At 67.1% G+C, this 24,053-nt stretch carries 24 protein-coding genes and 4 tRNA genes; 11 read left to right on the top strand and 17 right to left on the bottom strand.

The features are described from left to right. Positions 1-101: 101 nt before the first annotated feature. From ABIE19_RS12060 to ABIE19_RS12050, 3 genes are all read right to left on the bottom strand, one after another. Positions 102-782, bottom strand: coding sequence for a TorF family putative porin (locus ABIE19_RS12060; protein ID WP_354089440.1), 681 nt, complete (start codon positions 780-782; stop codon positions 102-104). A 130-nt stretch (positions 783-912) separates the two neighbouring features. Beyond that, positions 913-2,310: an ammonium transporter gene (locus tag ABIE19_RS12055; RefSeq protein WP_354089439.1), complete on the bottom strand. Its 1,398-nt coding sequence runs from the start codon at positions 2,308-2,310 to the stop codon at positions 913-915. A 407-nt stretch (positions 2,311-2,717) separates the two neighbouring features. Beyond that, a tRNA-Ser gene (locus ABIE19_RS12050) sits at positions 2,718-2,809 on the bottom strand. Between the two features lie 139 nt (positions 2,810-2,948). On the opposite strand from ABIE19_RS12050, the gene ABIE19_RS12045 reads away from it, so the two are divergent. Genes ABIE19_RS12045 through ABIE19_RS12025 form a run of 5 tightly spaced genes read left to right on the top strand, consistent with a single transcriptional unit; the run spans position 2,949 to position 8,589 of the window. Further along, on the top strand, positions 2,949-4,505 hold the full coding sequence (locus ABIE19_RS12045; protein ID WP_354089438.1) for an exopolysaccharide biosynthesis polyprenyl glycosylphosphotransferase: 1,557 nt from the start codon (positions 2,949-2,951) through the stop codon (positions 4,503-4,505). Then, positions 4,505-5,956, top strand: a complete 1,452-nt coding sequence (locus ABIE19_RS12040) for a lipopolysaccharide biosynthesis protein (protein WP_354089437.1) — start codon at positions 4,505-4,507, stop codon at positions 5,954-5,956. Before ABIE19_RS12045 ends, ABIE19_RS12040 begins: the two co-directional genes overlap by 1 nt. Positions 5,957-5,969: 13 nt before the next feature. Further along, a complete protein-coding gene (locus ABIE19_RS12035) occupies positions 5,970-6,902 on the top strand; it encodes a glycosyltransferase family 2 protein (RefSeq protein WP_354089436.1) in 933 nt (310 codons plus the stop codon). Next, entirely contained in the window at positions 6,899-7,642 is a 744-nt protein-coding gene (locus ABIE19_RS12030) for a polysaccharide deacetylase family protein (RefSeq protein ID WP_354089435.1), read from the top strand. The genes ABIE19_RS12035 and ABIE19_RS12030 overlap by 4 nt, the downstream gene beginning before the upstream one ends. Next, positions 7,639-8,589, top strand: coding sequence for a glycosyltransferase family 2 protein (locus tag ABIE19_RS12025; RefSeq protein ID WP_354089434.1), 951 nt, complete (start codon positions 7,639-7,641; stop codon positions 8,587-8,589). Before ABIE19_RS12030 ends, ABIE19_RS12025 begins: the two co-directional genes overlap by 4 nt. A gap of 13 nt (positions 8,590-8,602) precedes the next feature. On the opposite strand, the gene ABIE19_RS12020 is transcribed toward ABIE19_RS12025, so the two are convergent. Together ABIE19_RS12020 and ABIE19_RS12015 are read right to left on the bottom strand one after the other, a co-directional pair. After that, the gene (locus tag ABIE19_RS12020) at positions 8,603-9,304 is read right to left on the bottom strand and encodes a P-loop NTPase family protein (RefSeq protein WP_354089433.1); all 702 of its coding nucleotides are present in this window, start codon (positions 9,302-9,304) and stop codon (positions 8,603-8,605) included. A gap of 67 nt (positions 9,305-9,371) precedes the next feature. Next, positions 9,372-10,820 carry a GumC family protein gene (locus ABIE19_RS12015; protein ID WP_354089432.1) on the bottom strand — a complete coding sequence of 483 codons (1,449 nt, stop codon included), beginning with the start codon at positions 10,818-10,820 and terminating at the stop codon, positions 9,372-9,374. A 123-nt stretch (positions 10,821-10,943) separates the two neighbouring features. Here ABIE19_RS12015 and ABIE19_RS12010 point away from each other — a divergent pair, with 123 nt between their 5' ends. Together ABIE19_RS12010 and ABIE19_RS12005 are read left to right on the top strand one after the other, a co-directional pair. Then, on the top strand, positions 10,944-11,654 hold the full coding sequence (locus tag ABIE19_RS12010) for a polysaccharide biosynthesis/export family protein (RefSeq protein WP_354089431.1): 711 nt from the start codon (positions 10,944-10,946) through the stop codon (positions 11,652-11,654). 67 nt (positions 11,655-11,721) lie between these two features. After that, entirely contained in the window at positions 11,722-11,886 is a 165-nt protein-coding gene (locus ABIE19_RS12005) for a hypothetical protein (RefSeq protein WP_354089430.1), read from the top strand. 40 nt (positions 11,887-11,926) lie between these two features. Here ABIE19_RS12005 and ABIE19_RS12000 read toward each other — a convergent pair. The 7 genes from ABIE19_RS12000 to ABIE19_RS11970 form a co-directional block, all read right to left on the bottom strand. Then, positions 11,927-12,003: transfer RNA gene (locus ABIE19_RS12000), tRNA-Pro, on the bottom strand. 68 nt (positions 12,004-12,071) lie between these two features. Beyond that, positions 12,072-12,548, bottom strand: coding sequence for a DUF192 domain-containing protein (locus ABIE19_RS11995; protein ID WP_354089429.1), 477 nt, complete (start codon positions 12,546-12,548; stop codon positions 12,072-12,074). A gap of 22 nt (positions 12,549-12,570) precedes the next feature. Continuing rightward, the gene (locus ABIE19_RS11990) at positions 12,571-13,107 is read right to left on the bottom strand and encodes a cold-shock protein (RefSeq protein ID WP_354089428.1); all 537 of its coding nucleotides are present in this window, start codon (positions 13,105-13,107) and stop codon (positions 12,571-12,573) included. A 155-nt stretch (positions 13,108-13,262) separates the two neighbouring features. After that, positions 13,263-13,337, bottom strand: a tRNA-Glu gene (locus ABIE19_RS11985). 161 nt (positions 13,338-13,498) lie between these two features. Then, a tRNA-Glu gene (locus tag ABIE19_RS11980) sits at positions 13,499-13,573 on the bottom strand. A gap of 112 nt (positions 13,574-13,685) precedes the next feature. Then, a complete protein-coding gene (recJ, locus tag ABIE19_RS11975) occupies positions 13,686-15,503 on the bottom strand; it encodes a single-stranded-DNA-specific exonuclease RecJ (protein ID WP_354089427.1) in 1,818 nt (605 codons plus the stop codon). 63 nt (positions 15,504-15,566) lie between these two features. Beyond that, positions 15,567-16,013: a hypothetical protein gene (locus tag ABIE19_RS11970; protein WP_354089426.1), complete on the bottom strand. Its 447-nt coding sequence runs from the start codon at positions 16,011-16,013 to the stop codon at positions 15,567-15,569. A 79-nt stretch (positions 16,014-16,092) separates the two neighbouring features. Between ABIE19_RS11970 and phaC the strand changes: the two genes are divergently transcribed. After that, entirely contained in the window at positions 16,093-18,060 is a 1,968-nt protein-coding gene (phaC, locus tag ABIE19_RS11965) for a class I poly(R)-hydroxyalkanoic acid synthase (protein ID WP_354089425.1), read from the top strand. Next, the gene (locus ABIE19_RS11960) at positions 18,057-18,434 is read left to right on the top strand and encodes a hypothetical protein (RefSeq protein WP_354089424.1); all 378 of its coding nucleotides are present in this window, start codon (positions 18,057-18,059) and stop codon (positions 18,432-18,434) included. The genes phaC and ABIE19_RS11960 overlap by 4 nt, the downstream gene beginning before the upstream one ends. Here ABIE19_RS11960 and msrB read toward each other — a convergent pair. After that, entirely contained in the window at positions 18,422-18,919 is a 498-nt protein-coding gene (msrB, locus tag ABIE19_RS11955; RefSeq protein WP_354089423.1) for a peptide-methionine (R)-S-oxide reductase MsrB, read from the bottom strand. The two genes, ABIE19_RS11960 and msrB, sit on opposite strands and share 13 nt — an antisense overlap. 32 nt (positions 18,920-18,951) lie before the next feature. Then, positions 18,952-19,887 (bottom strand): N-acetyl-gamma-glutamyl-phosphate reductase, encoded by a 936-nt coding sequence (gene argC / locus ABIE19_RS11950; protein WP_354089422.1) that lies wholly within the window; start codon positions 19,885-19,887, stop codon positions 18,952-18,954. Between the two features lie 27 nt (positions 19,888-19,914). Here argC and ABIE19_RS11945 point away from each other — a divergent pair, with 27 nt between their 5' ends. Further along, entirely contained in the window at positions 19,915-20,214 is a 300-nt protein-coding gene (locus ABIE19_RS11945) for a MafI2 family immunity protein (protein WP_494337639.1), read from the top strand. 66 nt (positions 20,215-20,280) lie between these two features. Here the strand turns inward: ABIE19_RS11945 and rpsI are convergent, their stop codons facing one another. Next, on the bottom strand, positions 20,281-20,769 hold the full coding sequence (gene rpsI / locus ABIE19_RS11940; RefSeq protein ID WP_354089420.1) for a 30S ribosomal protein S9: 489 nt from the start codon (positions 20,767-20,769) through the stop codon (positions 20,281-20,283). 2 nt (positions 20,770-20,771) lie between these two features. Continuing rightward, positions 20,772-21,248, bottom strand: coding sequence for a 50S ribosomal protein L13 (rplM, locus tag ABIE19_RS11935; protein ID WP_354089419.1), 477 nt, complete (start codon positions 21,246-21,248; stop codon positions 20,772-20,774). Between the two features lie 322 nt (positions 21,249-21,570). On the opposite strand from rplM, the gene ABIE19_RS11930 reads away from it, so the two are divergent. After that, positions 21,571-22,980: an alkaline phosphatase PhoX gene (locus tag ABIE19_RS11930; protein ID WP_354089418.1), complete on the top strand. Its 1,410-nt coding sequence runs from the start codon at positions 21,571-21,573 to the stop codon at positions 22,978-22,980. On the opposite strand, the gene ABIE19_RS11925 is transcribed toward ABIE19_RS11930, so the two are convergent. Then, positions 22,949-24,016, bottom strand: coding sequence for a COX15/CtaA family protein (locus ABIE19_RS11925; RefSeq protein WP_354089417.1), 1,068 nt, complete (start codon positions 24,014-24,016; stop codon positions 22,949-22,951). The genes ABIE19_RS11930 and ABIE19_RS11925 overlap by 32 nt on opposite strands. Positions 24,017-24,053 lie beyond the last annotated feature (37 nt).

The following is a 24,053-nucleotide window of genomic DNA, read 5'->3' as shown; positions in this document are numbered from 1 at the left end:
AGGTTGAGGCGCAGGCGTAGCCCGCCCCGAAGGCGGCGCCAAGATCACGCAAGGGAAAGCGGCGACAGGTCGCGTCCCGGCGCCGCCCAACCCGCCCCTCGTCAGAAGACGGCCTTTAGTCCGACCACGAAGCGATCATCGGTCAAGGGGCCGTCCACATCCGCGCCGTGATACCGGATATCCGCCGATAAATGCTCGGTCAGGGCGTAGTTCAGGCCCAGATTCCAGGTCGTGTAGTCGTCGTTCACATCCAGCCACTGACGGCCCACAGCGCCGGAAATCGTCCATCTGTCCGCCGGAACCAAGGCGGCGTTGGCCTCCAGATAGGTCGCCTTCTCATCGGCGCCGAAGAAGTCCGGCGAATAATAGACGGCCGCGCCGAAGGTCGCCGGGCCGACGGCCCGCGACGCCGCCGCCTTGAACTCCATGAAGCTGTAGTCCGAGCCGCCGGGTTGGTTGACATAGAGGTAGCCGACCACGCCGAAATCCAGGGCCACGCCGCCCGCCTCGGTTCGATAGCCTCCGTACAGGTCGATCTCGGCGTCCGTGTCGTCGCCGAAGTCGACGGTCGAGGCCCAGGTTCCCGCATAGAAGCCGTTGCCGAAGTCGGCGTCGATCCCGCCTTGCAGCGCCGGATCCTCGTTCGTCTGGCTGGCGCCGCGGAAGACGTAGTCGCTGACGGCGCCCAGGTTGAACGCCGCCTCGGGCGAAGTTCGGGCCTGGGCCGTATTCGCGGCCAGCGCCAGGACGGTCAGCGAAACGCACGCAAAAACAAGTCTCATGACGTATCCCCTCAAGAGTCTGATTGATTTCGACGACGCCTACTCATCCGACCGCGGGTGGAGCGCAGCCGGGCCGTTGCATGAAGGATCGAGCCGCGACGGCCCTTGGCCGCCGCGGCCCGTCCGGTCTTCAGACGCCGTCCAGCACTTCGCCGTGCAAGTGGGCGTCCAGGCCTTCGGTTTCCTGGGCGCCGCTGACGCGCAGGCCGGTGGTGTACTTGCAGATCAGCAGGATGATCAGGGTGCCGACCGCGCTCCACAGGATGGTCCAGACCAGGCCCATGGTCTGGGCGCCGATATTGGCACCCTCCGACAGGCCGTTGACGGCCGTCGTAGCGAAGACGCCGGTCAGCAGGGCGCCGACCAGTCCGCCCGCGCCGTGCAGTCCGAAAGCGTCCAGGCTGTCGTCATACTTCAACAGCTTCTTCAGCCAGACCGAGGAGACGTAGCAGGCGGGGCCGGCCACCAGACCGATCACCACCGCGCCCTTGGGATCGACGAAGCCCGCCGCCGGGGTGATGGCCACAAGGCCCGCCACCATGCCGGACAGGACGCCGATGAGAGACCACTTCTTTCTGTAGACGACCTCGACGAACTTCCAGGCCAGGGAGGCCGCCGCCGCAGCCAAGAGGGTGTTGATCAGAGCCACGCCCATCAGGCCGTTCGCCGCGCCCGCCGACCCGGCGTTGAAGCCGATCCAGCCGACCAGCAGCAACGAGGCGCCGATCATGGTCAGGACTGGATTGTGCGCCGTGATGGGCTCGACGCCGTAACCCTTCCTCGGTCCCAGGAACAGGGCGCAGACCAGGCCGGCCACGCCGGAGTTGACATGAACCACCGCGCCGCCGGCGAAGTCCAGCACCCCTTGCGCGCCCAGGAAGCCGCCGCCCCAGACCCAATGGGCGATGGGGGCGTAGACCGCCACCGACCACAGGGCCGTGAACAGCAGCATGCCGGAGTATTTCAACCGCTCCGCGAACGCCCCTGTGATCAACGCCGGGGTGATGATGGCGAAGGTCAACTGGAACGAGACCCACAGGAATTCCGGTATGCCCGGCAGCAGGCTGTGCGCCGTGTCCACCGTCACCCCGTTCAGAAACAAGGCGTCCAGACTGCCTATGTACTGATTGACCCCGGCGTCGCCGTTGGTTCCGAAGGCGATGGCGTAGCCGGCGATGAACCAGGTCAGGGACACCACCGCAAAGGCGGCGACCGACTGGGTGATGGTGGCTATCACGTTCTTGCGGCGCACCATGCCGCCATAGAAGAGCGCCAGACCTGGCAAGGTCATCAGCAAGACCAGGGCGGTGGACGTCCCCAGCCAGGCGGTGCCCGCCGCATCCAGTTCAAGCGGAACCTGATGTAAAAACAGCGCCGGAGCAGGCTCCGACGCTGTTGCAGCGATATTGGCGATGTGAGCAGCGGCTCCCGAGTCGGACGCCGCCGATGCGGCGCCCACGGCGAGCAATCCGCCTGTTAGACAAAGCAGGGCGATCAGCCCCGGCCACCTGTGTTTGAACTGCGACATGCGAGTATCCCCCTTGCTGTTTCGCAGTTGCGAACTGTTTATCGCAATTGCGAAATCGACAAGAGAAAAACACAGCGTTCTGAGATTATTTCACCAAGTCGCCATGCAGCAGCTTTGCCGGACAGAACAATAATTCCAAGAATTAGCCAAATTTAGAAATTAGATCAAACCTCAACCGACCTCGGCTGAGCGCTCATTCCGCATTCGCCGTTTTACAGGCTTTTACGACGCCGCGGCGGCTTCAGGAGTAGCTTGGCGGCGCTTCCCCGACGCCAGCCTTCCAAGGATTTCCAATGTCCGTCGTCGACAAGACGCAACCGCAGGACCGCCCGGCTCGATCCGCAGCACGCCATCACTTCGACGACGCAGGCGCCGAGGCCCATTTTCAGGAAATGATGAGAAGGTTCTGGCGGAGACGGAGGGATTCGAACCCTCGGTACCCCTTACAGGGTACGACGATTTAGCAAACCGTTGCCTTCAGCCACTCGGCCACGTCTCCGGCAGGCGGCGTGGATAGCGAGTCGCACGGACAAGCGCAACGGGGAAACCGAAAACTGTCGCGTTAACGCGCCATAGAGACGCGACATGCGATGAAATACCGACAGTCGCCTAGTTTGAACCCCTCTCATTCAGCCCGCATGCCCTCCGCCGAATCCTACTTTCCCACGCCCGCCCAAAGGTCCGACGTCGAGGCGCGCGCCGCGCGTGCGGCCACCGGCGCCGATGCGGCGTCGGACACGGTCGGCAAGGCGCGGCGCGGTCCTTTCCGGCCCGACGTCTGGCTGAACAGCCGACAGCGCGGCGCTGCGCGATTGAGAGTCTTCTATTTCCGCGGCGTGGACGTCGTCCTGACCTGGGCGGCCGCCATCGGGGCGGCCTGCCTGACCGGACCCGGCAGCCCGGCCGCGACACGGGTCGTGGACGCCCTGCCCTTCGCGCTCGGCGCCCTCGCCGTTCTGGTCCTGATGCGGTCGCTCGACCTCTATCGGTTCGAGAGAAACCAGAATGCGGTTCTCCATCTGGCCCGTGTCGCCTGCGTGATCGGGTTGGGCGGATTGGCCGCTGCTTCTCTGGGCGTGATTCTCCATGGCGCGACGACGCCCTGGCCCATCTATGGACGCTGGTTCGCGATCACCCTCTTCCTGCTTCTGGCCGCTCACTCGGTCTGGAGTCTGCTGGTCGCGCGCTGGCGCGCCTCAGGAGCCTTGACGCCCAACATCGTCGTGGTCGGCGCCACGCGTCACGCCGAGGGCCTGATTCAGGAAGCCCTGCAACGCCGGGACCTGAACGTCCTGGGCGTCTTCGACGACCGCATGGCCCGCTCGCCCAGCGCCATCGAGGGCGTGCCGGTCCTGGGCGAAGTGGACGGCCTGCTGAACCACCGCCTGACGCCCTATATCGACCGCATCGTCCTAGCCATCGATCCCAAGGCCGAGGATCGGGTGCGCGAACTGACCCGCCGCCTCGCCGTCCTGCCCACAGGCCTGACCCTGCTGGTCGATCCCAAGGCCGCCGAACAGCGTAACGCCGTGCTGGAGAAACTGGCCCAGGCGCCCCTGGCCCTGATGGACAGCGGCGCCTCTCCGGATCGCCGCGCCTTCAACAAGCGGATGCAGGACGTGGTTCTGGGTCTGATCGCCATCGCCCTCCTATGGCCCGTTCTGCTCTTGATCGGCCTGATGGTGCGCCTCGACAGCCCGGGCCCCGCCCTGTTCCGCCAGCGTCGCCATGGCTTCAACCAGGAAGAGATCGTGGTGTGGAAGTTCCGCACCATGCGCAATGAGGCCGCCGACGCCACCGCCAGCCGTCAGGTGACCGCCGACGACGACCGCGTCACGCGCATCGGCCGCATCCTGCGCGCCACCAGCCTGGACGAACTGCCTCAACTGCTGAACGTGCTGCGCGGCGAGATGTCCCTGGTCGGTCCGCGCCCTCACGCCATCGGCATGAAGACCGGCGAGACCGAATCCGCCCGCCTGGTGGCCGACTATGCGCACCGCCACCGCATCAAGCCCGGCATGACCGGCTGGGCGGCGATCAAGGGATCGCGCGGGCCTATGCACACGGCCGGCGAGGTCCGCCGCCGCGTCCAGTTGGACATCGACTACATCGAGCGCCAGTCCTTCTGGCTGGATCTCTGGGTCATCCTCGTCACCATTCCCGTGCTGCTCGGCGATCGGCTGTCGGTGCGCTGATGTTCTGGAGAGGCGTTTTCGGTTACCTGCCGGCCAATGTGGTCCAGGGCGTCGTCGGCTTTCTGACGATCGTCGTCTTCACTCGTCTGCTGGATGCCGACGCCTACGGGCGCTACGCCCTGGCCTTCTCGGTCATGACCCTGGCCCACGTGGCGACCTTCAGTTGGCTGGAAGCCGCCATGGCGCGGTTCTGGGCCGCCCAGCGCGAAGGCGCGGACATGGCCAGCCATTTCGCCAGCCTGTATCGCACGGTCTTCATCATGACGGCGATCTTCGTGCCGGCCATGGTGCTGATCCTCTGGCTCTGGCCCATGCCGGACGCCTTCCGCCTGCCGCTGGGCGTCGCCCTCGCCGGCATTCCGGTGCGCTGCCTCTCCAAGCTGGCCCAGGAGCGTTATCGCGCGGCCGGAGAAGTGCGCAAGGCCGCCCTGCTCGACATCTGGAACGGGATCGCCGGTTTCGGGGTCGGCGTGGCCTGCGCCGTGGCCGGCATGGGCGCCGCCGCTCCCCTGGCGGGTCTGCTGATCGCCCCTCTGGCCGCCATGCCCTTCTTCCTGCCCGGAGAATTGAGCGAAGCCCGTCGCGGCGTGGTCGATCGCGAACGCCTGAAGACCTACGCCGTATACGGCTATCCCATCGCCGCCTCCCTGGGCCTGGCCGTGGTCCTAGCCTCGACCGACCGGTTCCTTCTGGCCCTCTTCATGAACGAGGCGGCGGTCGGCGCCTATCACGCCAGCTACAGCATCGCGAACCGGACCCTGGACGTCCTCTTCATCTGGCTGGGGGCCGCCGGCACGCCGGCCCTGGTGATGGCGTTGGAACGCGGCGGGCGTGAAACCCTGCTGAAGGCGGCCCGTGAACAGGCCTCGACCCTGGTGCTGATCGGCCTGCCCGCCGCCGTCGGCGTGGCCCTGGTCGCCCGTCCTCTGGCCGAGTTCCTGATCGGCGAGGACCTGCGCGACGCCGCCGCACAGGTGACGCCCTGGATCGCCCTGTCCGCCTTCCTGTCGGGCATGACGGTCTATTATTTCCATCAGGCCTTCACCCTGGGTCGCCGCACCGGCTGGCTGCTGGCCGCCATGTGCGTGCCGGCCGTGGCCAACGTCCTGCTGAACCTCGTCCTGATCCCGCGCTACGGCGTCATGGGCGCCGCCTGGTCCACAGCCGCCAGCTTCGCCATAGGCGCCGTCGCCTCCATCGCCGTCGGCCGGCGCATCATGCCCCTGCCGATTCCCTGGAACGCCCTGGCGCGTTGCGGCCTGGCCTGCATCGTCATGGCCCTGGTCGTCTGGATGCTGCCGCCCCTGGGCGGCTTCCTAGAACTCATGCTGGACGCCTCCGTCGGCGCCCTCGTCTATGCGGTCTGCGCCTACGCCCTGAACGCTGGCGGCGTGCGCGACCTGGTCAAGCGGCTGCGGGTATTCATCCGCGCCCGTCGCGGCCTGGCCTAGAAGGAGCGCCCACATGGACGCCAGCCTCCACGACAACGCCGCCTGGGCCGGCGCCTCGCCCGACCTGTCCGTGCTGATCCCCTTCCTGCGCGACGACCCGACCGAGCTTCTGGCCTTGCTGGAACGAGAGGCGGTCACCCTGGGCGGTCGCGTCGAGATCATCCTGCTGGACGACGGAACGGCCGACGCCGCCCTGACCGACAGCCTGGTCATGACGATCGACGGCATGAGCCTGCCGGTGCGGCTGATCACCCTGTCGGCCAACAGGGGCCGTTCCGAGGGCCGCAATCGCCTGGCCGAGGCCGCCCGCGGCGCCAGCCTGCTGTTTCTCGACAGCGACATGCGTCCCGACCACGACCGCTTCCTGACCGTCTGGGCCGATCTGGCCCGGGATCAGGCGCCGGCCGTGGCCTTCGGCGGCTTTTCCCTGCTCCAGGCGCCGGACGACGCCCGCTTCGCGGTTCATCGCAGCATGGCCGTCCGGTCGGACTGCCTGTCCGCCGGGCAGCGCGCGCTACAGCCGGAAAAGCATGTCTTCACCTCCAACCTGCTGGTCCGTCGCGACGTCTTCGAGACCGAGGCCTTCGATCCCGGTTTCAGCGGCTGGGGATGGGAGGACGTGGAATGGGCCATGCGCGTCTCGCGCCGCCATCAGGTCGTCCACCTGGACAACCCAGCCACCCACATGGGGCTGGACACGGTCGAGAGTCTGGCCGCCAAGTATGAACAGTCCGCACCCAACTTCGCCCGCGTCGTGGCCCGGCACCCGGATTTCGTCTGCGCCTATCCAAGCTATCGGGTCGCGCGTAAGCTCAAGGCCGTGCCGGGCCTCAGGCTGATCCGGCCGCTGTTGAAGCAGACCGCTCGCCTTTCCTTCCTGCCGACATCCATGCGCGCCTTCAGCCTGCGTCTCTACCGCACCGCCCTCTATGCGGAGGCGATATGATCCAGCCCTACACCCCCGATGTCAGTCTGAAGGGCAAGCTGCGCCGCCGGTTCGCCCGGCTGACCCATAGACGACCCGCCAAGCTGAACCTGTCGCGGCCGACGATCAGCTTCACCTTCGACGACATTCCCGCCACCGCCGCCCACGCCGGCGCCGCCGCGCTGGAAGCGGAAGGGGCGCACGGGACCTTCTATGTCTGCGCCGGCCTGTTCGGACAGGAGGGCCATATGGGTCGCTTCGCCAACGCGGCCGAAATCGCCGCCCTGATCGAACGGGGGCACGAGATCGCCGGGCACACCTTCGGGCATGTCGACTGCCACCGCACCGCCGACGCAGATCTGCAGCGGGATCTGGACGCCAATGACGCCGCCCTGTCCGGCATGGGCGCGCCTCAGGTCCATTTCGCCTTCCCCTATGGCGAGGTCTCGCCCCACGCCAAGGCCCTGCTGGCCTCGCGCTACGCCTCCCTGCGCGGCGTGCACAAGGGCCTGGTGCGCAACGGCGACGACCTGAACCAACTGCCCGGCGTGGGCATAGAGGGCGACGACGGTCTGACGGTGGCGCGCGGCTGGATCGACCGTGCGGTCGCCGACACCGCCTGGCTCATCCTCTACACCCACGACGTACGTGAAACCCATTCGCCCTGGGGCTGCACGCCCGACGCCCTGAGTTGGCTGATCCGGCACGCCAAGGAATCCGGCTGCGACATCCGCACCGTGGGCCAGGTCCTGAACGGATGAGCGCGCCCGACGTCGCGGTCATCGTGCCGACCCTGCGGCGGCCCGACAGCCTGGAGCGCGCCCTGCGCTCCCTCTTCGCTCAGACAGCGGTCCAGACGCGGCTCAAGCAGATTGTCGTGGTGGACAACGACCCTCAGGCCAGTTCCCGCCTCCTGGTCGAGGCCCTGAAGGCCGCTTCGCCCTTCCGCCTGACCTGGGTGCATGCGCCCCAGCCCGGCGTGGCGACGGCCCGCAACACAGGTCTGGCCGCCACGGACGCGTCCCTGATCGCCTTCCTAGACGACGACGAAGCCGCCTCGGATACCTGGCTGGCCGCCCTTCTGGACGCCCAGGCGACGACGGGAGCCGACGCCGTCTTCGGCCCCATTCGCGGTCGCGTCCCGGACGGGACCGGATGGGCGACATCCTATCTGGAGCGGTTCTTCGGCCGCGAAGGTCCCGAACAGACGCAGTTGATCGACGCCCCCTACGGTTGCGGCAACTCCCTGCTGCGGCGGACGACCGCCCTGCCCGGCCACGCCCCGTTCAACGTCTCCGCCGATCAGGCCGGCGGAGAGGACGACGCCCTGTTCGCCGCCCTGGCGGCGCGCGGCGGTCGTTTCGGCTGGGCGGCCGAGGCCTGGGTAGACGAGTTCGCGCCGCCGCACCGCGCCACCCTGACCTATGCCCTGACCCGCGCCTTCGCCTACGGACAGGGGCCCAGCCAGACCGCCGCATCCGCCCGCGACTGGCCCGCCGTCGCCCGCTGGATGGCCGTGGGCGCAGCCCAAGCCGTGGTCTGGGGCGTCGCGGCGTCGGCGTTGACATTGATCGGCCATCCCCGTCGCGCGGAGATGATGGACCGCTGCGCGCGCGGCGTCGGAAAACTGTTCTGGATGAAGGGGTTCGAGCCCCACTTCTACGGCGCGCGCGAACTGGCCCGCCTGGACCGAACCGCCGCTTCCTGAGGCCTGCGCTGTCTTAGCCGGTCAGACGCTTCAGCATCGATGGCGGCGACCAGGTGGAGCGGTTCATCACAACGCCCGCGATGCGGCCGCCCACGGCGTCGATGTCGTCTCGCAGGGCCACAGGCTCCGCAACCGCCGTCGTCTCGGCCGCGACCACCAGGACCGTATCGTCGACGAAGGGCGCCAGGGTGATGGCCATGTCGCTGCGATCGGCCGCCGGCGTGTCGATCACCACCGTATCCACATGAGCGCGCAGGGCGGTCCAGTATCCGGCCTCTCCCACCGGCTCCACCCGCTGTCCGGCTCGCAGCAGTTCGGTATGGAAACGCGTGACGAACAGTCGTCCGCCCAGGCAGGCCCGGGCCGTCATCAGCCGCGCCGGCGCCACGGGCAGGCCGTCGCGGCCCTTCATCGGCGGCGTCACGGCGTAGAAGACCGCGCCGTTCGGCGACGCCTGGACCGGCGCCGCCAGACGCCCGAAACGCTCAGGTTCCGCCGAAATCGCCTCCATCTGTCCCTGTTGGGTCAGATCGCCGTCGATCAGCCAGACTGGCTTGCGCGCCCGGACGGCGGCCAGACGGGCGTATTCGCGCGCGACAGTCGATACGCCGTCGCCCGTGGTGGCCGAGGCGAACTGAATGACGCGACCGCGATGCGCGGGCGCTGGTCCCAGCGCCGCCCACAGTCCTGCCATTTCCGTCGTCAGATCGACCATCGAATCGGTAACACGCCCTTGTTTGCGACTTCAGCCTAGCACGGCCGCAACCATCCGGTGACAGGGCTTAGGCGCTCTTCATCGGAGCCACCGCCAGCACCGGCATCTGCAGGGTCCGGCTAGCGGTCGACGGCAGGGTGAAACCGCGTCGCAGGAAGACCCGCAGCAGACCCACGCACAGGGCGGTGAAGCCGGCGAACAGCAGGGCCGCCGCCATCAGAGGCAGCTTCAGGCTCTTGCCCTTCGACGGCGGCAGGGCGCGCTCGATCACGGTGACGTTGTCGGCGCCGGCCTTCACCAGCTCATTGTCGGCACGGCTTTGGGTCTCGCGCAGCTGGAACTCGCGGATCGAAGCCGTCAGCACTTCCCGATTGGCGGCCAGGGTGGCGTTGCGCGACTCCAGCTCCGTCAGGCGGGTCTGGCGCGATTGCAGATCGACCACCTGGCGGTTCAGCACCGCCAGGCGCGCGGCCAGGGAGTCGCGCTCCGCCTGGGCGTTGATGCGCGTCGTCTCCAACTCGACCCAGACCGGGTTCGGGCCGGTGCGGACTTCCTTGGCGCCGACCGCCGTGCCCGTCGCCACATAGGCCTGGAGCTGGGCGATCTGAGCCTCGATGTCCCGCACAGGCTGTGCGTCGGCCTGATAGCGCGACAGCAGGGTCTCGCGCTGGGTGCGCAGCTGCAGGATCTGGTCCTGGGCCGAAATGTTCAGATCCTGCTGCAAGGCGATCTCGGCCGGCGTCCGGCCTTGTTGAGCCGCCAGGGTGTTCAGGCGTTGCGTCGCCTGATTCAGTTGCGCCTGGACCGCCAGCCGCTCCGCGAACAGGGCCGAATAAGTGCTGCCCAGGGTGGCCTTGGCCGTCGCGAAGTCGCCGATGGCGTTGGAGCTCAGGAAGTCCTCATAGGCCCGGTCCGCCGCCGCCAGTTCATCCTCGAAGGCGCGGCGCTGGGTCTGGATCGCCGGAGTGGCGCGGTCCTGGAAGACCTCCCGGCGATAGGCCAGGTACTGATCGATCACGGCGTTCAGAACCCGCGCCGAGAAGGCCGCATCCTTGCTCTTGTAGCTCAACCCGATCACGGGGCTCAGCGGCGTCACCGTGACCTCCAGACCGTCGGCCACTTCGCGGATGGCGTTCTCTTCCTGCTTGGCCGGGCTGTCCTTCTGCGGCTCGCCCGGCGTCTGGAAGCTCTCGACGCCCATGGCGCGAACCACGCGACGCTTGACCTCCAGGCTATTCAGAATCGCCCCTTCCGACTGGGCCACCTCGGCCGCGTTGGGCGGCGCGGCGCGGTCGGTCGCACCGACGCGCGGCTGGTAGACGTACTCCTGTCCGACCCCGACGAAGACGCTGGCCGACGCCGTATAGGACTTCTTCAGGGTCATCACGGCCGCCGCGCCCAGGGCGAACAGCACCAGGAAGACCAAGATCATCAACCACAGCTCGCGGAACAGCAGAGCCACGACGTCCAGGACGCCGTAACGTGGCCGGGTGGCTGTCAGGGTTGTCGAACGCATGGGGCGGGCGAATCCAGTCTGTAGGCTTTCGACATGCACCTTGATCGACCGGCGTTAACCACGTGTTACCCATAAGCCGTCACCTTGACCTTTGTTCGGAAACCGTCAGCGGCGCCCTGCTTCATGTCCTTCGATCGCCGTCTCGTCCTTCTGGGTCTGGCCGCCGGCCTCGCCGGTTGCGCTTCCGGGCGTCCGTCGAATTCCGCTCCCCTGTCCCGTGCGGACTGGGCGGGGCTGGATTTCGCGTCATGGACCGACGTCGAGCCGGAATACCTTCTCTATCCCGGTGACGAGATCGAGGTGGCTACGCCCAGCGCGCCTGAATTGACCCGTCAGATGAAGATCGGCCCCGACGGCCGCATCTCCCTGCCCATGGTCGGCCATCTGATGGCGGCCGAACGCACCGTGACCGAGCTGGAACGCGACGCCACCGCCGGATACGCCCCCTATCTGCTTCGCCCCGAGGCCGAGGTCACATTGCGCCTGGCCGGGCCGCTGAAGGTCTGGATCGACGGCGAGGTGCGCAATCCCGGCGCCTTCGACATGCCCGGCGATATCGACGCCCATCAGGCCGTGGTTCTGGCCGGCGGCTTCCTTCCCTCAGCCAAGCCGAACCAGGCGGCGCTTATCCGTCGCGGCCCCGGCGGCGTGCGCATGCTGCGCGTGATCGATTTGCGCCCTCGCCATGCCGAGCCGATTCGCATGCGGCGCGGCGACATCATCTTCGTGCCCCGCAGCACCCTGGGCGAACTGGCGGCCTTCTTCACCCAGTTCCGTGCAGCCCTGCCCATCGGCTTCAGCTACGCCCTGAACGGCGGCTACGCCTCGACCTGACGTCGCAGCGCCCCATCCGCTTTCGCCTTCTGCTATATGTAGACTGAAGGAAGCTGGAGACGCGGATATGAAGATCCTTCTCGCAGGCCTTGCGGGCCTGGGCCTGCTCGTCGTTCTGTTTCTGGGCTGGAGCAATCTCGGCCCGCGTCGGTTCACCGATGCCGATCAGGACGGCGAACCGGACGAGACGCCGGAGGAAAAGCGACGCGCGCTTGACGACGAGGGCCGCTGACGCTCGCTTCTACCGACTAGATGAAGTTGGGAGAGTTCCATGGTCGGGGCGAGAGGATTCGAACCTCCGACCCTCTGCTCCCAAAACAGATGCGCTACCAGGCTGCGCCACACCCCGAACCGATGGAGCGCCCTCATGACACGGTCAGGGCCGCGCCGCAACGCATCAGGCGCGCTTATCCCCGCTTACGGGCGAAAGAAGGAATGACGCACCATGTCGCCCGGCTTGGCCCCGATTTCCTGGGCGCGGCCGGCGCGAATCTCCAGCACGCCGTTGGCGGCGCCGTTCGACGGGACCGGCGCTTCTGAATAAGGGGTCGTATGGCTGGCGATGGAGACGATCCGCCCCGTAGGGTCGATGTAGATGATGTCCAGCGAACTGGGCGTGTTCTTCATCCAGAAGCTCTGCTCTCGCGCAGCCGGAAACTGGAACAGCATGCCGCGATCCGCTTCCAGCGGCGGGCGATACATCAGGCCGCGCTCGCGCTCCGCATCGTCATCGGCGATCTCGACCATGAACCTGTGTTCGCCGGAGGCCGTGACGATGCTAAGGGGTTCAAGGGCTCGCCCGGCTTCATCGACCGGCGCCTTCTGCGCACAGGCCGCCGTCAGGCTCGCAGCCGACAACAGCCCGACCAAAAGAATGCGACGCGAGAAGCCCATGGTTCGCCCTTTCCGGACGGCCCTATGCGCCCGCTCTGATCTCGGCCACCACAAGGCCCTTGGGCCCGTCGGCGAACCGCACCTGAACCGCGTCGCCCGGGATCAGGTCGTCCATCCCGCACCGACGCAGCGTTTCAACATGGACGAAGATATCGCCGCCGGCGCCGTCGCGCACCACGAAACCATAGCCCTTGGTTCGATTGAACCATTTGACCACGGCGGCTTCCAGCGGACCGTCCGAGAGCATCGTCGACGCAGCCCGCGATGAAGCCTTGACCGCACGGGCCGGGGCAGCTTCGCCCTCTCCCAGATCAAGGATGCGCACGACCTGCCAGCCCTTGGGGCGCTGAGCGCACTCGCAGCTGATAGGGGCGCCCTCGCCCGCAGTTTCAAATCCGTTGTCCCTGAGACTGGTGACGTGCAGCAGCACGTCCTTGCCCCCGGTCAATGCAGGATTTTCCGGTACGATAAACCCATAGCCCTTGCCCGGATCGAACCACTTCACCGTCCCGGCGAGATGAACGACCTGGGGGGCTTCAATTTCGGCCACATCCGACAACACACAACCCCCGCCTGCAATACGTGCAGTGGCTAAGCTTAACACGGTTCTGTGAACGTCGGAAAAACAAAAACGACAATTTTGCGCCGAACAGCGCAGAATCCCCGCCAAGGGGCGGTTTGCTCATCCAGATTGTCGGAGGAAGGCCGTCCGCGTGGCAGTCCCTAGGGGAGTCGAACCCCTCTTTTCAGGTTGAAAACCTGACGTCCTAACCGATAGACGAAGGGACCGCTGCGCGGAGGAGCGGCCTGATACCCGGCCCCTTCGGACGATGCAAGCCTGTTTTTCGATTTTCCGAACAAAGACTTCATCGCCATGCGGACGACGCGAAAAACCGTCCTGCTAGAGGATGGCGAGAGCTGAAGGATGCGGGGGAAATGAAGGCTCCGCGTGGCAGTCCCTAGGGGAGTCGAACCCCTCTTTTCAGGTTGAAAACCTGACGTCCTAACCGATAGACGAAGGGACCGCTGCGCGGAGGACCGGGGTAATAGCCGTCGATTCCGTCGCTTGCAAGCGCCTGCTGCGCAGTTTGTGCGACTTTTTCAAAGACCTGCGCTCAGCGACGTTCTGGTTCAGCGTCAGACCATGCGCGGATCGGCCACGTCCTCGATTTCAAACTGCACGCCGCGACGGCCGTTCCAGTCGTCAGCCTTCAGCCGTCCGACCAGATTCAGTCCGCCCTGCCCCGCCAGCAGGGCCTTGCCCGTCGGCAGGTCGGCGCAGCGCCAGGCGACCGCCCGCACCGAGGCGCCGTCCGGTCCGACCAGACGACACCGCACATGACCGCCGTTCATGGCGACCGGCTCACGCGCCTGAACGCCTTCCAGCGCGAACAGGGGCTCGGGATTGGCGGGGCCGAAGGGCGCCAGCCGCTCGAAGGACTCGAACAGATCCCGCGTCGCCGCGCGCGGGTCGATCAGCACGTCCACCTCGACCCAGTCCTGGGCCACGGCTTCCGCCCGTTCACCCGACAGGCGATCGTTCAGGAAGGCGCGCAGCTCGTCGATCCGGTCGGCCGCGACCGTCAGTCCCGCCGCCATGGCGTGGCCGCCGCCCGCGATCAGCACGCCCTCCTGCCAGGCGGCCTGCACGGCCCGCCCCAGGTTCATGCCGGGTTGGGACCGGCCCGACCCCTTGCCCACGCCGTTGACCGCATCGACGCCGATCACAACCACTGGCTTGCGCCAGCGCTCCCGTAGCCGCCCGGCCACGATGCCGACGACCCCGGGATGCCAGTCCTCGCCCGCCACCACGACCATGGCGCTGTCGTCCGCGTGGGCGCCGGTCGCCTCGACGCGGCGCACGGCCTGTTCCGTCACCTCGGCCTCGACCTCGCGCCGGGCCAGGTTCAGGGCGTCCAGTTCCTGGGCCAGCATCCTGGCCTCGTCCGGATCGTCAGTGGACAGCAGGCGCGCGCCCAGGTCCGACTTGCCGATCCGGCCGCCGGCATTGATCCGGGGCCCCAGGATGAAGCCCGCATGGTTGGATTTCGCTGGTCCCGTCTCGGCGCCCGCCGCCGCCATCAGTGCGCGCAGACCCGGATTGCGCCAATGGGACATGACGCCCAGTCCCAGGCTGGTCAGCGCCCGGTTGAAGCCGGTCAGGCCCGTCACGTCGCAGATCGCGCCCATGGCCGCCAGGTCCAGCCATTGGCGGATGTCAGGCTCGGTCCGCCCTTCGAACAGGCCGCGTTTGCGCGCCTCGCGGTTCAGCGCCGCCAGCAGGACGAAGACCACCCCCGCCGCCGCCAGATTCCCCTGGCCCGAGTTGCAGCCCGGCCGGTTCGGATTGACCACGGCCAGGCAGGCGGGCGGTTCTTCGCGCATCATGTGGTGGTCGATGACCACGACCTTCAGGCCGATGGCCGCCGCATGGGCCACCGCCTCATTGGCCGCCGCACCACAGTCCACCGTGATCACCAGGTCGGCGCCCCGCGCCTTCAGGGTGTCGAAAGCCCTGGCGCTGGGGCCGTAGCCTTCGGTCAGCCGGTCGGGGACATAGATGGGCAGATCCGTCTCGAAGGTCCGGAACCAGCGGACCAGCAGGGCCGCGCTCGACGCCCCGTCCACGTCATAGTCGGCGAAGACATGGATGCTCGCGCCGGATTGCAGGGCGTCGACGACCGCGCCGGCCGCCAGGTCCATGTCCATGAAGCTGGACGGGTCGGGAAACAGGGCCCGCAGCGTGGGCGTCAGGAAGTCGGCCCCCGCCTCGGCCTCCACGCCCCGCGCCGCCAGGGCTCGCGCCATAGGCTCTTCCAGACCGAGGGTCTGCATGTGGGCGCGCACGACGGAGACCTCGGCCGGGCGTTGCCGCCAGGCGCGCCCTGAAAGGGATCGCGAAACGCCCAGAAAGGCGGCGGTCGGTAACGCCAGATCGGGCGCGGCGTCAGCCATGACGGCTCCTTGGTTTCCCGCCGTCGTCGCGGGATAGGTCCACGCTGGCGACGACGGCGCGCCTCAGGGGCGCGGACGGTCGATCGGCGGCGGCGCGGCGGCGCGGCGACGAAGGGATTCGGCGAGGGCCTCGATCTCCTGCGGCGTCTGCGCCCCGATGGGAGCCATCCGCGCCGGGTCGAAGCGACGGTTGATCGATTCGGCGAAGGCTTCCGCATCCCCCGTCATGGTCCAGTCGATACGCGCCACCTGCCCCGCCAGTTCGGCGTTTTCGGCGCCCAGGACGTTCACGCGGCCGGCGATCTGGGCCGGCTGGGGCGTATCCGTCGATGCGGCGGGGAAGTCAGCCCAGCGGGGATATTCCCTGTGGGCGTCGACCAGTTGCTGCACGCGCGGCGCCAGGGCCGAGGTCGGATCGGTGTCGGGATCGAAGGACACGCAGCCCCCCGCCCCGGCCGACAGGGCCATGGCTGCGAACAGGATCGTCTTTTTCGACAAGAACACGTTCATCTCAGCCCCGGTCATATGCCATCATCCCGCTTGGAGGAAGGCTCGCGACCTGTCGCGGGCCGTTTACAGAGGTCCGACCATGGCCAAGCGCCCGACCAAGGCTCCCCCCGCCCCGCTGCCGGCGGCCGCCGCGCCGCGCAAGTCCGGTCGCCCTACATCCGCAAAACCCCGCGCCAAGAAGGTCGCCGCGCCTCCTCCGCCGGAGCCGACGCCCGAATCGCCCGCCGCGCCGGAAGCGCCCCAACCTGAAGCTCAGGCGACGGCCGATCCCTTCGCCTTCGGGGCGGAACAGCGCCAGATGCTGGAGACCCTGTCCCTGAACCTGGCCAAGGCCGCCATGACGGCGCAGTCGGCCATCGCAGAGGCCGCCCTGTCCCAGGCCGACCGCCCCGCGGCCCTGTCGCCCGACCCGTTCAACATCGCCCCTGCCATGACTTCGGTCATGACCAGCCTGGCCGCCCGGCCCGAGCGCCTGTTCCAGGCCCAGGCCGACCTGTTCGGCCGCTATATGGACCTGTGGTCGACCACCACCCGCCGCGCCATGGGCGAAGAGGCGCCGACCGCTCCCGCGACGGACAAACGCTTCAAGGACCCGGCCTGGACCGAGAACCCCGTCTTCGACGTCATGCGCCAGTCCTATCTGGTCACGTCCGACTGGATGAACCGCCTGGTCGCCGGCGCCGAGGACGTCGACCCGCGCACCCGCCGCCGCGCCGAGTTCTTCACCAAACTGCTGACCGACGCCTTCTCTCCATCCAACTTCCTGGCCTCCAATCCCGCCGCCCTGAAGGCTCTGGCCGAGACCAACGGCGAATCCCTGGTCAAGGGTATGCAGAACTTCGCCGCCGACCTGGAGCGCGGAAACGGCAAGCTGAAGATCAGCCAGGCCGACTACGACCGCTTCAAGGTGGGTGAGAACGTCGCGACGGCGCCGGGCCAGGTCGTCTGGCGCGACGAACTGTTCGAACTGCTGCAGTACGATCCCGCGACCGAGACTCAGCACGCGATCCCGCTGCTGATCTTCCCGCCCTGGATCAACAAATTCTACATCATGGATCTGCAGCCGGCGAACTCCCTGATCCGCTGGCTGACGGCTCAGGGCTTCACCGTCTTCGTCGCCTCCTGGGTCAATCCCGACCGCGACAAGGCCGGCTACGCCTTCGAAGAATATATGGAAAGGGGCGTCTACCGCGCCGTCGAGAAGGTGCTGGAGCAGACCGGCGCGCCACACGCCAACACGGTCGGCTACTGCATCGGCGGCACCCTGCTGGGCGCGACCCTGGCGCGCATGGCCGCCCATGGCGACGAGCGCATCGCCTCGGCCACCTTCTTCGCGGCCCAGCACGACTTCGCCGAGGCCGGCGACCTGTTGCTGTTCACCGACGAACACTGGCTGAACGAGATCGAGCAGCAGATGGACGCCGCAGGCGGAGTCCTGCCCGGCGCGGCCATGGCCGACACCTTCAACGCCCTGCGCGCCAACGACCTGATCTGGTCCTTCTTCGTGTCCAACTATCTGATGGGCAAGGACCCGCCCGCCTTCGACCTGCTGTTCTGGAACGCCGACCAGACCCGCATGCCCAAGCGGCTGCACCTCGACTATCTGCGCCAAATGTACGGCCGAAACGCCCTCGCCCAGGGCGAGTTCGAGGTCGGGGGCGAACGCATCGACCTGTCGAAGGTGACGATCCCCCTCTATTTCCAGGCCAGCCGCGAAGACCACATCGCGCCGATGAACTCCGTCTATCGCTCGGCCCGGCTGTTCGGCGGTCCCGTGACCTACACCCTGGCCGGTTCGGGCCACATCGCCGGGGTCATCAACCCGCCGTCGGCCGGCAAGTATCAGCACTGGACCAACGCCGCCCTTCCCGAAACCCTTCAGGAATGGCAAGCGGACGCCCAGCAGCATCCGGGAAGCTGGTGGAACCACTGGGCGGCCTGGCTGCGTCCCCTCTCGGGCGACCAGGTTCCGGCGCGCGATCCCAAGTCCGGGCCCTTGCCGCCGATCGAACCCGCGCCCGGCGCCTATGTGAAAGTGAAGTCTTGAAGCGTATCGAACCCAATCTGCTGCTGGCGATCGCCACGGCCGTTCCCCTGGCCCTGCTGGTCGCCGCAGCCTCCCTGTTCGGTCAGCCGGGCCTGACGTTGAAATATGTCCTGCTGGCCCTGAGTTGCACCGCCGCCTTCGTCGTCTTCAACGGCATGCTGTCCAAGCGGATGGGAACTCAGCGCCCGCCGATGATCCATCCGGAAGCCGCTTCGACCGCCGTCTGGGCCAGCCTGTTTCCGCTGATCCTGATCTTCGCCGCCGCTGTTCCGGTCTTCTTCCCCGGTCATGACTACGGCCTGCTGGTCGTCATCGGCGCCGTCTGGTTCGGCGTGACGGTCGAATCCGCGTTCAAGGCCCGTCAGGCGGGCTGAAAGCTCAGCGCCACGCCGTTGTTGCAATAGCGCCGCCCGGTCGGCGGCGGCCCGTCCATGAACAGATGCCCCTGATGCCCCAGGCACCGGGCGCAATGGTATTCGGTGCGGGCTATGCCGATCAGGCGGTCGGTCTTGGTCCCGATATTGGCCTGCATGACCCTCGTGAAGCTGGGCCAGCCGGTGCCGCTGTCATACTTCCACCCCGACCGGAACAGCGGCAGGGCGCAGCCCTTGCAGACGAATACGCCGCGCCGATGCTCGTCGTTCAGGGGGCTGGTGAAGGGTTGCTCTGTTCCCTCATGCCGCAGCACGCGCCATGAGGCCTCGCCCAGCCGCCGCCTCCATTCCGCATCGCTGATCCGCCGGAAGGGCGAGGTCGCCCACTGCCCTTCCGACGCGTCCGCCGCCTCGGGCGCACAGCCCGGCAGGGCGACGGCGACGCCGCCCAGCAGCACGGACCTTCGATCGAATACGGCGTCCATGCACCCTATACGACGGTAGGGCCGGTTTGGTTTCAGATCAGGCCGGTCGTTTCGTCCAGGCCCAGCATGATGTTCAGGTTCTGCACCGCCGCGCCCGAGGCGCCCTTGCCCAGATTGTCGAGCATGGCGACCAGGCGAGCCTGCTCTCCACCGCGGTCGCCGAAGACATGCAGCCGCATCCGGTTCGTGCCGTTCAGGGCCTCGGGCTCGATGCCCGCCATGGCCTCGGTCTCGTCGATCTCGGCCACCTCGACGAAATGCTGTCCTTCATAGGCCTCGACCAGGGCGCCGTGCAGCCGATCGACCGACGGCGTCTCCGGCAGGGCCGACAGGTGCAGCGGAACCTCGACCAGCATGCCCTGGCGGTAGTTCCCCACGGCGGGCGAGAACAGCACCGAGCGCGACAGACCCGTGTGCTTCGTCATTTCCGGCACGTGCTTGTGCTTCAGCGTCAGGCCGTAGGCGCGATAGGCGGTGGATGCGCCCTCGGCCTCGAACTCAGCGATCATGGCCTTGCCGCCGCCGGAATAGCCCGAGACCGCATTGATCGTGACCGGCCAGTTCGCCGGAACCAGCCCCGCCTTCACCAGCGGCCGCATCAGTCCGATGAAGCCCGTCGGATAGCAGCCGGGGTTCGACACCCGCGTCGAGACGGCGATGGCCGCGCGCTGACCCGCATCCATCTCGGCGAAGCCATAGGTCCAGTCGGGATCGACCCGATAGGCGGTCGAGGCGTCGATGACCCGCACGCTCGGGTTCTCGATCATCGACACGGCCTCCTTGGCAGCATCGTCCGGCAGGCACAGAATGACCGCATCGGCGCTGTTCAGCGCCTCGCGCCGCGCCTCCACGTCGCGCCGACGGTCGCCCAGCAGCATCAGTTCCAGATCCCCGCGCGCCTCCAGGCGTTCGCGGATCTCCAGCCCCGTGGTCCCGGCCTCGCCGTCGATGAAGATGGTGTGGGTCATATAACTGCGTCCTGTTATGTTCGCCGCATGACGAGATCGGAATTCTTGCTTTCGACCCAACGCGCCTTGTTGGGCTTCATAACGGCGAACGTGCGGTCCGTGAGCGGCAATATCGAAGGCCGGACCATTTCTGTTCGCTACATCATCGACGGCGAGATTGACGAGGAGACTCGCGAAGAACTGTCCTGTGCTTCGACTGAAGTAATTGCGGACATGGCCGCCGACTGGTCCTTCGAGGAGCAGTTCATTCGCTTGGACGCCCCAGCCAGCATTCGTGGCCAGACACTCCCGCTGCTGGCCTATGAGCGGTGCGAACCCACCCAATAAAACAGCAAGAAAAAGGGCGCTCCGGGTTTCCCCGAAGCGCCCCAAATCCAAATCGCCAGAAAGCGATTAGCGCTTCGAGAACTGGAAGCTGCGGCGAGCCTTGGCGCGGCCGTACTTCTTACGCTCGACGACGCGGCTGTCGCGGGTCAGGAAGCCGTGCGGCTTCAGGACCTTGCGCAGTTCCGGCTCGTAGTGCGTCAGGGCGTGCGACAGGCCGTGGCGGATGGCGCCGGCCTGGCCCGACAGGCCCGAACCTTCGACGGTGCAGACGACGTCGTATTGCGTGGCGCGGTCCGAGACGGTCAGCGGCTGGGCGATCATCATGCGCAGCACGGGACGAGCGAAGTACTGTTCCTGGTCCTTGCCGTTGATGGTGATCTTGCCGGTGCCGGGCTTGACCCAGACGCGGGCGATCGCGTTCTTGCGCTTGCCGGTGGCGTAGGCGCGGCCTTGGGCGTCCAGCTTCTGGACGTGAACCGGGGCTTCCGATTCAGCCGAGGCGGTCAGGCCCTTCAGGGCGTCGAAGCCGGTGGCTTCAGCAGTCACGTCGGTCATGCTCAGACGCTCCGGGTGTTCTTGGCCGACATCGACTTGAAGTCGATGGTCTGCGGCTGTTGGGCTTCGTGGTCGTGCGCAGCGCCGGCGAACAGGCGCAGGTGCGTCATCTGCTTGCGAGCCAGCGGCGACTCCTTGGGCAGCATGCGCTCGACGGCCTTCTCAAGGACGCGCTCCGGGAAGCGGCCTTCCAGCACCTTGGCCGGGGTCGTCTGCTTGACGCCGCCCGGGTGACCAGTGTGGCGGTAGTAGATCTTGTCGGTGTTCTTCTTGCCGGTGAACACCACCTTGTCGACGTTGGTGACGACGACGTAGTCGCCCATGTCGACGTGCGGGGTGTAGGTCGGCAGGTGCTTGCCGCGCAGACGGTTGGCGATGAAGGTCGCGAGGCGGCCCACCACGACGCCTTCGGCGTCGATGTGGATCCACTTCTTTTCGACCTCTGCCGGCTTCATCGAAGCCGTAGTGCTCTTCAGCATAATGAGGGTCCTGAAAGACGAACGGTGCGGCCCCTCCCGTCGCCGGGAGAAGCGGAAGGCGTGCTGATAGAGGGTCATCCACAGCGCGTCAATCGCACATTGCAGGTCAAAATTTACTCACTGCATTGATATACAACAATAAAATAAGAACGGTATTAAAATACCCACTCCTTCCCTCTCACCATTGCCCGCAAACAGCGTCATCGCCTTCCTTTCCCGTCCAGAGAAGGCCCGTTGTCGCAGCCACGCAACCGTCACATGACCGTATCGTCCCTGTCGTCCGGGCGCGGTCTAAGCGCGGCCAGATATTCGGAGTCCCCACATGCGCCTGCAACGCCGCCAGCTGATCTCGACCGGAGCCGCCGCCTTCGCCTTCGGCGGCTTCGCCCGTAACGTCCACGCCCAGGGGACGGACGAGGAAAGCTACGTCAATCAGGTGGAGGGCTACGGTCCCCTGCACCGCGACCCCAATGGCCTGCTCGATCTGCCCGAGGGCTTTTCCTACCAGGTCATATCCCAGAGCGGCGAGACCATGGATGACGGCCTGCTGGTTCCGGGGCAACCGGACGGCATGGGCTGTTTCGCCCTGACGCCGACCACGGTCGCCCTGGTCCGCAATCATGAACTGAAGGGGTCCAAGGCCCTGCATCGCAACTTGGGGCCTGGCGGCTTCCATCATGAACGCCTGAACCTGCTGGACGCGTCGAAGGCTTACGACACCTACAAGGACGGCCGTCCCCTGCCCGGCGGCACGACCACCCTGGTCTACGACCTCGAAACCCGCCGGACGGTACGCCAGCACCTGTCCCTGGCCGGCACCTCGACCAACTGCTGCGGCGGCCACACCCCCTGGGGCAGTTGGTTGACCTGCGAGGAGACGATCGAAACCCCCGCCGACGCCGACGTGAGCAAGGCCCACGGCTGGGTGTTCGAAGTGCCGGCGAACGCGACCGGCCTGGTCGATCCCGTGCCGCTGAAGGCCATGGGCCGCTTCGATCACGAGGCCGTCTGCATCGACCCGCGCACTGGCGTCGCCTACCTGACCGAGGATCAGGGCGACGGCCTCTTCTATCGCTTCATCCCCACGGTTCCGGGCCAACTGGCGCGCGGCGGACGACTGCAGGCCATGGCCTTCAAGGGCCAACCCGGCGCCGACAGTTCCAACCATGAGGCCCGCGCCTGGTCCGTCAACGACTGGCGCGAGGTCGAATGGATCGACATGCAGGACGTCGAGGATCCCGCCGGCGACCTGCGCAAGCGCGGCCATGCGGCGGGCGCGGTCAAGGTGGCGCGCGGCGAAGGAATCTTCTGGGGCGCCGACGAGCTCTACCTGACCGCCACCTCCGGCGGGCCGCTGCGTCGGGGCCAGATCCTGCGCTACGTCCCCTCGCCCGACGAAGGCGGCGCGAACGAGGCCCGCACGCCGGGCCGCATCCAGTTGTTCGTGGAAAGCACCGACCTGCGCACCATGAACATGGGCGACAACCTGTGCATCGCGCCCTGGGGCCACCTGATCGTCTGCGAGGACAACTATTCCGACGAGGTGCGCAACCACATCAAGGGCGTGACGCCCGACGGCCGCCTCTACACCATTGCCCGCAACGTCTTCCCGGGGAACTCGGAGTTCGCCGGGGCCGTGTTCTCGCCGGACGGAAGCGTCCTATTCGTGAACATCATGTACCCCGGCGTGACCTTTGCGATCAGAGGACCGTGGAACGCGGTCCGCTCATGAAGATGCGAGGCCGCGAGCGACGGACCAGCCAAAGGTTGACCGTCGCCGCGGCCAGCACCAGGGCGGCCACCGCCTGGTGCAGTGCGCCCAGGGCGATCGGCACGGCGTGCATCAGGGTGATCACCCCCAGCGCCGCCTGAAGCCACAAGGCCCCCGCCAGGACGAAGGCCGAGACGCCCAGACCTTCGGCCAGCCGCCAGCGCCAGGCGTGGATCGCATAGGCCGTGCCCGCCGCCAGCAGCAGATAGGCGCCGAGGCGGTGGTTGAACTGCACCAGGCCCTGGTCATGCAGGAAGGCGATCGCGCCCTTGCTCCACTCCACCGGCGGGAAGACCGCGCCGTTCATCATCGGCCAGTCGGTATAGATGAATCCCGCCTTGGCCCCGGCCACCAGCCCGCCCAGCAGGCATTGCAGGAAGATCGCGCCCAGCAGCAGGCCAGCGCCCCAGCTCCACCCCTTGGGCGCCCGCGAATAGTCGGACCCCGACCAGGCCTCCAGCCCCGTCCAGATCAGGCCGGCGAAGATGATGAAGGCCAGGCCCAGGTGGGTCGCCAGCCGTTCCGGCGCTACGTCCACTCGTTCGCTGAGCCCCGACGTCACCATCCACCAGCCGATCAGCCCCTGCAGGCCGCCGAGCGCCAGCAGGACGACGCAGCGCAGGATCAGCCGCCGGGGGATCTGGCGAATCAGCAGGAAGACCAGGAAGGGCAAGGCGAAGACCACGCCGATCAGCCGCCCGATCAGGCGATGCAGCCATTCCCACCAGAAGATGCCCTGGAACTCGCCCAGGCTCATGCCGGCGTTGACCTGGGCGTATTGCGGGATGGCCTTGTACTTCTCGAAGGCCTCGGCCCACTGGGCGTCGTTCAGCGGCGGAATCGCGCCCATGATGGGCTTCCACTCGGTGATCGACAGGCCCGAGCCCGTCAGCCTCGTCACCCCGCCGACCACCACCATGGCGAAAACCATGGCCGCCGTGAGGAACAGCCACAGCGCCACGGCGCGGCTGCGGTCCTGATTTACAAAACGGTTCATTCGACGCCTGCCGTTCGCCCCGATACACTGTCGCCTA

It is taken from the genome of Brevundimonas faecalis, assembly GCF_040549405.1.
In the GTDB taxonomy this organism is placed as follows: Bacteria; Pseudomonadota; Alphaproteobacteria; order Caulobacterales; family Caulobacteraceae; genus Brevundimonas; species Brevundimonas faecalis.
Note: the sequence above shows the minus strand (reverse complement) of the source record. Positions and strands in the feature narration are given on the sequence as shown.

Bases quoted from the DNA above. Each gene is read 5' to 3' on its own strand.
- ABIE19_RS12060 (WP_354089440.1), bottom strand. From the start codon at position 782: ATGAGACTTGTTTTTGCGTGCGTTTCGCTGACCGTCCTGGCGCTGGCC.
- ABIE19_RS12055 (WP_354089439.1), bottom strand. From the start codon at position 2,310: ATGTCGCAGTTCAAACACAGGTGGCCGGGGCTGATCGCCCTGCTTTGT.
- ABIE19_RS12045 (WP_354089438.1), top strand. From the start codon at position 2,949: ATGCCCTCCGCCGAATCCTACTTTCCCACGCCCGCCCAAAGGTCCGAC.
- ABIE19_RS12040 (WP_354089437.1), top strand. From the start codon at position 4,505: ATGTTCTGGAGAGGCGTTTTCGGTTACCTGCCGGCCAATGTGGTCCAG.
- ABIE19_RS12035 (WP_354089436.1), top strand. From the start codon at position 5,970: ATGGACGCCAGCCTCCACGACAACGCCGCCTGGGCCGGCGCCTCGCCC.
- ABIE19_RS12030 (WP_354089435.1), top strand. From the start codon at position 6,899: ATGATCCAGCCCTACACCCCCGATGTCAGTCTGAAGGGCAAGCTGCGC.
- ABIE19_RS12025 (WP_354089434.1), top strand. From the start codon at position 7,639: ATGAGCGCGCCCGACGTCGCGGTCATCGTGCCGACCCTGCGGCGGCCC.
- ABIE19_RS12020 (WP_354089433.1), bottom strand. From the start codon at position 9,304: ATGGTCGATCTGACGACGGAAATGGCAGGACTGTGGGCGGCGCTGGGA.
- ABIE19_RS12015 (WP_354089432.1), bottom strand. From the start codon at position 10,820: ATGCGTTCGACAACCCTGACAGCCACCCGGCCACGTTACGGCGTCCTG.
- ABIE19_RS12010 (WP_354089431.1), top strand. From the start codon at position 10,944: ATGTCCTTCGATCGCCGTCTCGTCCTTCTGGGTCTGGCCGCCGGCCTC.
- ABIE19_RS12005 (WP_354089430.1), top strand. From the start codon at position 11,722: ATGAAGATCCTTCTCGCAGGCCTTGCGGGCCTGGGCCTGCTCGTCGTT.
- ABIE19_RS11995 (WP_354089429.1), bottom strand. From the start codon at position 12,548: ATGGGCTTCTCGCGTCGCATTCTTTTGGTCGGGCTGTTGTCGGCTGCG.
- recJ (WP_354089427.1), bottom strand. From the start codon at position 15,503: ATGGCTGACGCCGCGCCCGATCTGGCGTTACCGACCGCCGCCTTTCTG.
- ABIE19_RS11970 (WP_354089426.1), bottom strand. From the start codon at position 16,013: ATGAACGTGTTCTTGTCGAAAAAGACGATCCTGTTCGCAGCCATGGCC.
- phaC (WP_354089425.1), top strand. From the start codon at position 16,093: ATGGCCAAGCGCCCGACCAAGGCTCCCCCCGCCCCGCTGCCGGCGGCC.
- msrB (WP_354089423.1), bottom strand. From the start codon at position 18,919: ATGGACGCCGTATTCGATCGAAGGTCCGTGCTGCTGGGCGGCGTCGCC.
- argC (WP_354089422.1), bottom strand. From the start codon at position 19,887: ATGACCCACACCATCTTCATCGACGGCGAGGCCGGGACCACGGGGCTG.
- ABIE19_RS11945 (WP_494337639.1), top strand. From the start codon at position 19,915: ATGACGAGATCGGAATTCTTGCTTTCGACCCAACGCGCCTTGTTGGGC.
- rpsI (WP_354089420.1), bottom strand. From the start codon at position 20,769: ATGACCGACGTGACTGCTGAAGCCACCGGCTTCGACGCCCTGAAGGGC.
- rplM (WP_354089419.1), bottom strand. From the start codon at position 21,248: ATGCTGAAGAGCACTACGGCTTCGATGAAGCCGGCAGAGGTCGAAAAG.
- ABIE19_RS11930 (WP_354089418.1), top strand. From the start codon at position 21,571: ATGCGCCTGCAACGCCGCCAGCTGATCTCGACCGGAGCCGCCGCCTTC.
- ABIE19_RS11925 (WP_354089417.1), bottom strand. From the start codon at position 24,016: ATGAACCGTTTTGTAAATCAGGACCGCAGCCGCGCCGTGGCGCTGTGG.